This is a genomic window from Streptomyces sp. NPDC048434, from assembly GCF_043200375.1.
Lineage (GTDB): Bacteria > Actinomycetota > Actinomycetes > Streptomycetales > Streptomycetaceae > Streptomyces.
This window is the reverse complement of record NZ_JBICXQ010000039.1, coordinates 69,005-78,191: the sequence shown is the minus strand read 5'-3', so window position 1 is coordinate 78,191 and position 9,187 is coordinate 69,005. Positions and strand designations below refer to the sequence as shown.

At 74.6% G+C, this 9,187-nt stretch carries 7 protein-coding genes; 1 reads left to right on the top strand and 6 read right to left on the bottom strand.

Going from position 1 to position 9,187, the window contains the following annotated elements:
* Positions 1-267 precede the first annotated feature (267 nt).
* Genes ACGFWI_RS34875 through ACGFWI_RS34865 form a run of 3 tightly spaced genes read right to left on the bottom strand, consistent with a single transcriptional unit; the run spans position 268 to position 3,058 of the window.
* On the bottom strand, positions 268-999 hold the full coding sequence (locus tag ACGFWI_RS34875; protein WP_393910068.1) for a TetR/AcrR family transcriptional regulator: 732 nt from the start codon (positions 997-999) through the stop codon (positions 268-270).
* 48 nt (positions 1,000-1,047) lie between these two features.
* Positions 1,048-2,142, bottom strand: a complete 1,095-nt coding sequence (locus ACGFWI_RS34870; RefSeq protein WP_393910067.1) for a PDR/VanB family oxidoreductase — start codon at positions 2,140-2,142, stop codon at positions 1,048-1,050.
* A gap of 1 nt (position 2,143) precedes the next feature.
* Complete coding sequence (locus tag ACGFWI_RS34865) at positions 2,144-3,058, bottom strand: metal-dependent hydrolase (RefSeq protein ID WP_393910066.1); 915 nt, start codon at positions 3,056-3,058, stop codon at positions 2,144-2,146.
* Between ACGFWI_RS34865 and ACGFWI_RS34860 the strand changes: the two genes are divergently transcribed.
* Positions 3,057-3,527: a DUF4345 domain-containing protein gene (locus ACGFWI_RS34860; RefSeq protein WP_393910065.1), complete on the top strand. Its 471-nt coding sequence runs from the start codon at positions 3,057-3,059 to the stop codon at positions 3,525-3,527. The two genes, ACGFWI_RS34865 and ACGFWI_RS34860, sit on opposite strands and share 2 nt — an antisense overlap.
* Here ACGFWI_RS34860 and ACGFWI_RS34855 read toward each other — a convergent pair.
* The 3 genes from ACGFWI_RS34855 to ACGFWI_RS34845 all read right to left on the bottom strand — a co-directional run bounded on the left by ACGFWI_RS34855 (position 3,524) and on the right by ACGFWI_RS34845 (position 9,072).
* A complete protein-coding gene (locus ACGFWI_RS34855; RefSeq protein WP_393910064.1) occupies positions 3,524-5,494 on the bottom strand; it encodes a hypothetical protein in 1,971 nt (656 codons plus the stop codon). The genes ACGFWI_RS34860 and ACGFWI_RS34855 overlap by 4 nt on opposite strands.
* Before the next feature lie 133 nt (positions 5,495-5,627).
* Positions 5,628-5,858, bottom strand: coding sequence for a DUF397 domain-containing protein (locus ACGFWI_RS34850; protein WP_393910063.1), 231 nt, complete (start codon positions 5,856-5,858; stop codon positions 5,628-5,630).
* Positions 5,859-5,907: 49 nt separating this feature from the next.
* On the bottom strand, positions 5,908-9,072 hold the full coding sequence (locus ACGFWI_RS34845; protein WP_393910062.1) for an alpha-N-acetylglucosaminidase TIM-barrel domain-containing protein: 3,165 nt from the start codon (positions 9,070-9,072) through the stop codon (positions 5,908-5,910).
* Between the last annotated feature and the right edge of the window lie 115 nt (positions 9,073-9,187).

Below are 9,187 nucleotides of genomic sequence, written 5' to 3'. Positions count from 1 at the left end.
GGGCGGGGCCGGGGGGGCCGGGGGTGTGGACGAAACCCCCAGCACTCCACACACCAGGCCCCTCCGGCCCGTCACCGCACCCACAGCCCCGCGCAGCGGCCCCAGCCCGCCGCAGGCGCAACGGCGAACAACGCCCGCGGCGGGAAAGCCGACAACGCGGGCCGGGCCGCAAAGCGCAGCGGACAGGCGCAACGGCGACAAACCCCCACGGCGGGACAGCCGGCAACGTGGGAAAACAGCCAAGCGCAGCGGAGAGGCGAGAACCCCCTACGGCCGGACAGCCGAAAACGTGGGAACCCCGCCAAGCGCAGCGGCCGGCAGCGCCGCCAGCCGCCCCACCAGATCGGCGAACATCCCGTCCGAGGGCTCGTCCGCCAGGATCTGGCGGACCACCTGGGCCATCCGCGCGTCATACGCCGCGCTCACCGCCGCCAGCGCCGCGAAGTCGTGCACCAGCTGCCGTTCCAGCTCCGTACGCGGGATCGGCCCGCCGTCCAGCCACAGCAGCGCGGTGGTCTCGGCCAGCGAGATCCACGAGCGGACCACCAACTCCAGCCGCGGGGCGGGGTCGGGGATGCCGAGATGGGCGAGGATCTGCTCGTAGGCCGCCTGCCGGACGCCGTCGATCATGGCGCTGGTGCGGGTCGAACCGATCGCGGGGCCGCCGCGCATCAGCGCCGAGAACCCGGGACCGTGCTCCTCGACGAAGTCGAAGAACCGCTCCATGACGCGCAACAGCCGGGCACCGAGCGGGCCTTCGTGCGGCTCCACGAACCGGGCCGTGAGTTCTTCGGCGGCCCGCCGCAGCGCGGCCTCGTACAGCTGCTGCTTGCCCGGGAAATAGTGGTAGACCAGCGGCCGGGAAATACCGGCCGCCTCGGCGACCTCGTCGATCGACACGTCCTCGGGGGAACGGTGGCTGAAGAGGCCGAGTGCGACGGCAATCAGCTGCTCACGCCGCTCCTCGACGCCCATCCTGCGACGTGTCCCGGTGGTCATGCGGGCCAGCCTAACGATCCGGGGCGCGGCACGGAATCACAGGTGGAATCACAGATCGAGCACAAGGTTCCCGCCGCGTGCCCGCGAGACACAGATCAGCAGCGAGTCCGCGCGCTCGGCGTCCGTCAGCAGGTCATCGCGGTGGTCCACCTCTCCGGCCAGTACCCGCTGTTGGCAGGTGCCGCAGAACCCCCGCTCGCAGGAGTACGGCAGATCGGGCAGCGCCTGCGCGCGGATCGCCCGCAGCACACTGGTGTCCGCGGGCACCGGGACCGTACGGCCGGTGCGCCGCAACTCCACCTCGAACGGCACGTCCTCGCCCGCCGGGGCGGGGGCGGCCGGCGCGAACCGCTCGGTGTGCAGCGTCACTCCCTCGGTCACGGCCGGCAGCAATGCCGCGACCGCGTCCATCAGCGGCCCGGGGCCGCAGCAGTAGACGGCCGCATGCGGCGGCGCACCGGCGAGCGCCGCCGCCAGATCGGGCCGCCCGTCCTCGTCCTCGGCCACCACGGTCACCCGGTCCGCGCCGGCCCCCGCCAGCTTCTCGATCTCCGCCAGGAACGGCATCGAGGCCCGCGACCGCCCGCCGTACACGAGCCGCCACGGCACGCCCTCGCGCTCGGCCTGCCGCACCATCGGCAGGATCGGGGTGATGCCGATACCGCCCGCGAGGAAGACGTAGGCAGGGCTGTCCCGCAGCGGGAAGTGGTTGCGCGGCCCACGGACCTCGACGACCGCCCCCTCGTGCAGGTGCTCGTGCACCTCGCGCGAGCCGCCCCGGCCGTCCTCGATCAGCCGGGTGGCGATGGTGTACGAGCCGGGCGTCGCGGGCTCCCCGCACAGCGAATACGGGCGGACGGCGCCCGACGGCAGCACCAGATCGAGGTGCGCCCCCGGCTCCCAGCCCGGAAGGTCCTCCCCTTCCAGGCGCAGCCGGACCACCCCCTCGGCCTCCTCCGTACGCTCCGCCACCCGCAACCGCCGTGCCGCCGTGTCCGCGCGGCCCTGCCCCGAAATCGGGCGCTCCAGCGCGGGCAACGGCCACAGCGGGGACGCCTGGACGCGGCGGCGCAGCGCCCGCCGGGCGAGCAGCGCCGCGGCGCCGACCACCACGACGGTACGGACACCTGGTATCCGGGCCATCTCAGGCACCTCCGGGCGTACGGGCCTCGGCCGCGGTCGCGGCAGGGGATCCGGCGAGATAGGCGAGGGCCTGCGCGGTGCTGCCGTAACGGGAGGGGTGGTAGGAACGGCCGAGGTACTGCGGAATGGACCGGGCCATGGCCCCGGCGGTCGGCAGCACCCCCTCCCTCCCGCCGCGGAAGAACTCCCGGAAGCCGGCCGTGCCGTCGTCGAGCGAGGGGTCGTGGGACATGAAGAAGCGGACGCCCCGCTGCCACAGGAACACCAGCGCGGCGAACGCCGTGGCCCAGGTGCGGACCCGCCGCCGGTAGCCGCCGTCCAGATGCAGGAAGAGGTCGAACGCCACCGACCGGTGCTCGACCTCCTCCGCACCGTGCCAGCGCAGCAGATCCAGCATCGTCGGATCGGCACCCCGGGCGTCCAGCGCCCCGGCGTTGAGCACCCAGTCGCCCAGGAACGCGGTGTAGTGCTCGATGGCGGCGATCGTCGCGACCCGCTCCAGCAGCCACCACCGGCGGGCCCGGCCCGGCGGCAGGGTGCGGTCCCCGAGCAGCTTCTCGAAGAGCCAGTCGACCTGCGCGGTGTACGGAGTGGGGTCCAGCCCCTGCGCCTTGAGATGCGGCAGGACGTTGTCATGTGCCTGCGAGTGCATCGCCTCCTGCCCGATGAACCCGATCACCTCCGCGCGCAGCCGGGGGTCCCGGATGGCGGGCAGCACCTGCTTGTACACCTGCACGAACCAGCGTTCACCGGCCGGCAGCAGCAGATGCAGCACATTGATCGTGTGGGTGCTGGACGGATCGCCGGGTATCCAGTGCAGCGGGGTGTCCGCCCAGTCGAAGGCGACGTTGCGGGCCTTCAGCGGGGTGTGCTCGGACGCGGCCGGCTGGGGCCGCAACGAGGCCGTATTAGACATGGCGTCAATGTACTGGCGGGTAAGGAGTTGTCGATACCCCTGGGACGGCGAAAGCTCAACGGACGTCGCCGGGTTCGGGCGGCCGGTCCGCGGAGCCCTCCTCGCCGCCGCCCGGGAGCCGGTCGAGATCCATAGCTCGGTACCGGGCGAGGGCTCGGCCGGCGCGACCGTCGACAGCCGGGAGCGGTTCTACGGGGCGCTCTTCCTCGGCTATGGCCTCGCCTGGATCTGGGCGGCGCGGCAGTCGCCGATCCCGTCCACGCTGGTGCGGTGGCTCGCCGGCATCTCTCTGCTCGGCGGCGTCGGCCGGCTCCTGTCGATGGCGGTCCACGGATCGCCGCAGTGGTTCCAGATCGTTCTGACGCTCCTCGAACTCGCCCTGCCGCCGCTGTACTTCTGGCTGTCGGCGGCCGATCAGCGGACGGCGGCCCGGCCCCCGGTACGGCGAGCCGGCCCTGCGCGTCCTTAGCCCACCGCTCCGATCCCCTTCCCGTTCACCAGCCGCCCCCTCAGCTCCGCCCGGTCGCCCGCCTTCGCCGGGAATGCCAGCAGCCGGCCGGGAGCCTGGCCGCGCAGGCCGCCGGTGGTGGTGATCGAGGAGACCTGGCTGCTGCCCGCCGCCAACAGCCACCACTGCCCGGAGGCGGACTTCCACAGCACCCCGGCCAGGGCCCGCGGTGCCCGGGGGCCGCAGGACGTACCGCCCTCGGCGCGCGCCGCCACCGTGCCGGTCGCATAGGGCTGCCCGGCCGGGGCCGGTGTCTGGATCTGGGCCATCGTCCGGCTGCCCGGCCCGCGCCAGGTCTCGGCGCGGGTGCACAGCCAGGCCGCGCTGCCCCCGCCCCCGGGCAGCGGCTGGCGGGCGAACTCCCAGGAGTTGACGGCGCGGACGCCCTGGCCGCGCACCGCGGCCAGCTGGCAGGCCGTGCGCGCCCAGGCCGTCCTGGCCCGCGGCGCGGTCACCTTGCCCGGCTTGCGCGGTGTGCCGTACGTCAGCCGTGCCGGGGTCAGTTCACCGAGGTCGGTCAGCAGATGGCCGCCCATCCGCAGCGCCGGCCAGGTCGTGCACTTCTCCGCGGGCCGGGGTGTGGGCACCGGGCCGGTCGTCCCGTTCGCTCCGATCCGCACCGGCCGGCCCGCCGTGGCCGGCTGGACCAGGTCGACCAGCTGCGCCGACTTCACCCACGGGGCGGTCAGATACCGGATGTTGCCCTGCGTACGGCTCACGACCAGCGCGCTCGCCGAGTCCGCCGCCGCGCCGTCGGTACGCGCGAAGTCCACCGCCGCGCCCGTGCCGTCGCTCTGCCCCTCGCCGTCCGCCGCCTCCGCGTAGCGCACCACCCGCAGCCCGTCGTGGAAGAGCACCACCACGACGTGGTCCACCACGCCCGCGAACAGCAGCTGGGCCGGGCCGGCCGCCGGCCCGGTCGGGGTGCCGGGCGTCGCCGAGACCGGTACCCCGGCCCCGGGCCTGGCCCACACGGCCAGCGCCCGCCGCAGCAGCGCCTTGTCGTGGATCCGGTCGCCGCGGGCGGGCCAGGCCGAGAAGTCCTGCCGTGCGGCGTCCTTCCAGGCGGTCGCGGAGGTCACCGCGAGCTTCCCGGGATCCAGCGCCGCTTCGGCCGCCGCGTTTCGCGCGTACGGCGGGGCGGCGGCGCCGTCCGGGCCCCAGCCGTCGCCCGGCAGCCCCAGCAGCGCCCCGCACACCAGCACCGCCACACCGGCCGTCAGCACCGCCCGGCCGTGCTGCCGCCGCCGGATCAGGTCCGTCGGCCTGGCCTGCAGCGCGCACGGGTCGAACTCCGGCGACTCCAGCAGCGACCGGTCCCGGCTGCCGGCCGGTGTCACGGCCCGCTCCGCCTCGTCCAGTGCCTCACGGGGCTGCGCCACCCCGGCGGCCTCCAGCACCCGGCGCGTCTCGGGCGCGCTCAGCCGCTCCAGATCGCGCAGCACGAACGCCGCCCGGCCCGGCCCGGACAGCGCCGACAGCGCCTGGTCCAGCGCGAGTTCATCGGCGCCACCGGAGCGCGGGAAGAGCCGCAGGCCCCAGACCTGGGGGAGCGGGGACGGCGGCACCGGCAGCCACCGGCGCGAGCGGCCGGCGGCCAGGGCGGCCCGCAGCACCCGCAGCCGTACGAAGGCGTAGCCGGGGTCGATCGCCGCGTCCGTGCCGACGCGCTGGGCGGGCAGCCCCAGTCCGCGGGTGGAGCTGCGCTGCCGCGGCAGGGTCCGCTGCACCACCCCATGGGCGGCCAGCACCCGCCGGCTGCGGCCCTGGCCCGGCGGCAGGACGAGATAGGCCAGCCGGACCAGCCGGGGGTAGTGCTCGACCAGCGCCGCCTCGGCCTGCTCGACGTCGATGACGTCACCGATGTCCTCAAGGCTGCCGGGGGAGGTGCGGTCCGGACGCTGGGGTGTCGCTTGCTGCTGCTTCACGTTCGGTGAAACGAGTGATTCCTGTGATGGTCACCGGCCCCCCGGGGTGCCCCTGACGGGTGACCGTCACACGGCCGCGGCCACCGCGGGGTGCCGACCGCGGTGGCCGCAGGGACTGCCGGGCCGGCCGGCTTCAGCGCCGCAGGTCGAACTCGCCGTCCCGTGCGCCGAGTACGAACGCCCGCCACTCCGCCTCGGTGTAGCGCAGTACCACGTCGGGGTCCGTGGAGTTGCGCATGGCCACCGCGCCCCGCTCCAGGAAGGCGATCTCCACGGCCTCCTCGGCGTCGCCGGGGGCGCGCTGCCAGGTGGCGTCGGAGATGTCGAGGGCGTAGAGCCACTCCTTCTCAGCTGCGGCACTCATACCGTGATCCCCTCGCTCGTGGTCCGTTCCCGGTCAGCGTACGCGGCGGTCAGGCGAGCTTCCAGCGGCGGAATTCCGCCGTCCCGCGGTCCCCGGTCGCGGAGTTGGCGGCGGACTGGTGCAGACCGGTGTCCTGACGGGCGGCGGCTCCGGGGACGGTGACGGTGGCGATCTCGCGCCAGGTCGCGCCGTCGTCGGTGGAGCAGGAGCCGGTGTACGTACCGGCGGCCGCGCCGTCCTTCCCGCGGGTCAGGCGGAGCAGGACGGGCGCGGTGATGCCGGTGATCCGCCGGTAGGTGTCCAGGGTGCCGTCGCCGCTCGCGTCGTAGGACAGCACGACGCCGTTGGCGGGGGTCACGGACAGGTTGAGGAAGCCGAGGGCGTCCGGGCCGGACGGCGCGGTGAGCTGGTTGCGGACGACGAGGCCGGCGCGGGCCCAGGGGCCGGTCGGGTCCTGGGAGGTCACCTCGACCGTGACCGAGGCGCCGGTGGTGAGCGCGCCCGGCCGGTAGACCGCACCGAACTCGGCGGTGGCCTTCCACAGGTCCGCGCCCCCGCCGTTGACGGCCAGACGGTCGCCCAGCTGGCCGAAAACCGCCGCATTGGTGGTGACGGTCCTGAGCTCCGGGTCCAGCGGCCCCGCCACGAACAGGGTGCCGTGCCGCTCCGCGCTGACCCGTGGCTCACCCTTCGGGCCGTAGTCGACGGTGAGGTCGTAGGGGAGCGGCTGCAGCGGGGTCTTCAGGGGGCCGGCGGGGGCGGTGACCCGCCAACGGGCCCGGCCGGTGCCGCCGGGCGGGAGCGACGGCAGCGACACCGGGCCCGACGCGGTGGCCTCGGTGCCGGTCAGTGCGAAGTCCACCCGGCCGGTCGCCCGGAGCCCGTTGACGTTGCGCAGCGCCGCGGTGACGGTGGCCCGGCCGCCCGGCGGCAGCGCGGACGGGTCGGCGGTGACCGTGACGGTGCCCTGGTAGGGGGCCTTGGCGAGGATGTCGTGGACCCGCCGCGCGGTGCGGTACGCATCGGTCGTCGGACGCAGCGGATGGCTGGTGCGCGCGCGGGTCCAGGGCTCTTCCAGGGCGTACCAGTCGAAGGTCTTCGGCGGCCGGTCCGCGGCCAGCGCGTCCGCGAGTTCGTCCAAGTACGCCTGCCACTGGGGGAGATGGAACTCGCCGATCAGGCCGTGCCAGTCGCGGTTGGCGTAGTTGGCGAGCGAGCCGCCGTCGGCGGTGGCCCGGTCCGCCCAGGTGGTGATCAGCGCACGGGCGCTGTGTTCCAGCTGCGCCTCCTCCTCGGCGCCGGTCGCCATGGCCCTGGCGTCCGCCAGCCACGGCCCGAGCAGGAACAGCCGGTGCGCGCCGGTGACCTCGTCGCTGAGCCGCATCAGCCGCAGCCACAGCCCGGACAGCGCACGGAACGTCACCCGGTCCTTGCGCCGGTAGGCCTCCTGGAGCTGCCCGATCAGCTGCCAGGACCGGTTGGCGAGGGCCTGCCGGGCGGCGTCCGTCAGATCGTGGCGGTAGGCATCACTGCCGCGCAGCGCGGGGCGGACCGTCAGCAGCGCGGCGAACGCGGTGTCGAACGCCGCCGGGTCGAAGGCCGGGGTGTGGGTGGCCCAGACCGTGCCGGAGCGGGCGGCCAGGCCGGGACGGGCGGCGAAGACCGAGTCGTGCGGACGGCCGTCCTTGCTGGAGATCTCGTACGCGCTGGTGCGCAGCGCGGCGTACGCGGCGCGGGCCCGGTCGTCGCGGGCGCCGTAGCGGAGGTCGGCATAGCCGTCGAACCAGGCGGCGCGGTCCACCGGGCGCTCCCGCCAGGCCAGTTCGCTGAACAGCTCGAACGCGGCCGGGTCGCGTTCGGCGGCCTCCGGCATATACGCGGTCCCAGCGAGCTTGCTGCCCGGCTTGTCGCGCCAGGTGGTGAAGCGCTCGGCCCAGATATGGGTCTTGGCGCCGATGGTGGTGCGGCCGCCGAAGTTGGGGATGGAGCCGAAGGCGTACGGCACCCCGCCCCAGTCCCGCTCCCGGTCGGTGACCGTGTCCAGGTCGCTGAGGCCGTCCACGATCAGCATCCGGTCGTGGTCGACGGCGTCCAGCAGATCGCGCCGGGGGTTGTCCTGCCAGCCCAGGATCACCCAGGTGGCATCGGGGCGGGCGGTGCGCAGCGCCTTCTCGACGGCGCGGGCGGCGTCCGGCACGGGCACGTCGCCGGGGTCGCCGCCCTCGTGCAGCAGATCCATCTTGAAGTGGTCGGCGGGACCGAGCAGTTGGTGCTGGTGGCGGTAGAAGGAGGCGGCGGCCGCGGCGAAGGCGTCGGTGCGCGGATCGAGCCAGTCGGGGCGCTTGAGGCCGGACCAGATGCCCTGCGGCACGGTCCGGGCCCCGGGGTTGCGGGCGGCGAAACCGTCCGGGACGGTGCCGAAGTAGCCGGGCAGGACGGGATGCATGCCGAGCTCGCGCAGCCGGTCGGTGATCTTACGGCCCAACGCGGCCCGCTTGTCGATCAGTTGGCGGCTGAGGGGACCGCCGTAGCCGCTCATGTTCTGCAGCAGCCACCACGGCTGGTGCGAGGGCGCCGGGAGCCAGGTGCGGGCCTCGGTGTCGGAGTAGCCGAAGTCGGTCAGCAGCCGGTGGTAGACGGCCTCGGCGCCCGGGGTGACCAGCACCTCGTTCACCCCGTGCAGCGCCAGCACGTCGATCATCCGCTCCCAGTGCGGCCAGTCCGCGTACGGGGCGGTATAGCCGTCATGGGTGTCATTGAGGGCGAAGCGGTGGCGCAGGGAGGTGGCCCGCTCGGCCGGCGAGGCCGGGGCGGGCAGCCTCTCGGGAAGCTCCAACTGGTCGCCGGCCCAGGACAGATGGGCCCGGCAGGTGTACTTGAGGTACCAGTTGACGCCGGTCAGCAGCACCGCGGGGGTGGTCCCGGAGACGGTGATCCGGCCCGCCCGGCCGTCCACCCGGAAGCGGTCGGCGCCGCCGTCCGGGGCGAGGGGCACCAGCTGGAACTGGTCGGCGTGCCGGGGCAGCAGCCGGGCCAGCGCCGCCCGCGCCGGTGCGGTGTCATGGACCGGTGCCCGCTCCTGGCGGCGGGCGGCGTCCCCGGTGGCCCCGGCGGCCGCGGTGCCGTCGTCGGCGGGGGCGGCCCCGCCGAGCGCCGCCCCGGCACTGATCGCTCCGGCAGTTCCCAACAGTGCGCGTCGTGACGGTCGGCTCACGTGTGCCCCCACGGCTCGGTGGTAACAACAGTCCCGTGCGGGGGGCACGCTAACGGTAGGCCGTTCGCGGTCCAAGTAGGCAAGGACCGGCGGCAGCCCGCCCCCTCCCCGCGAC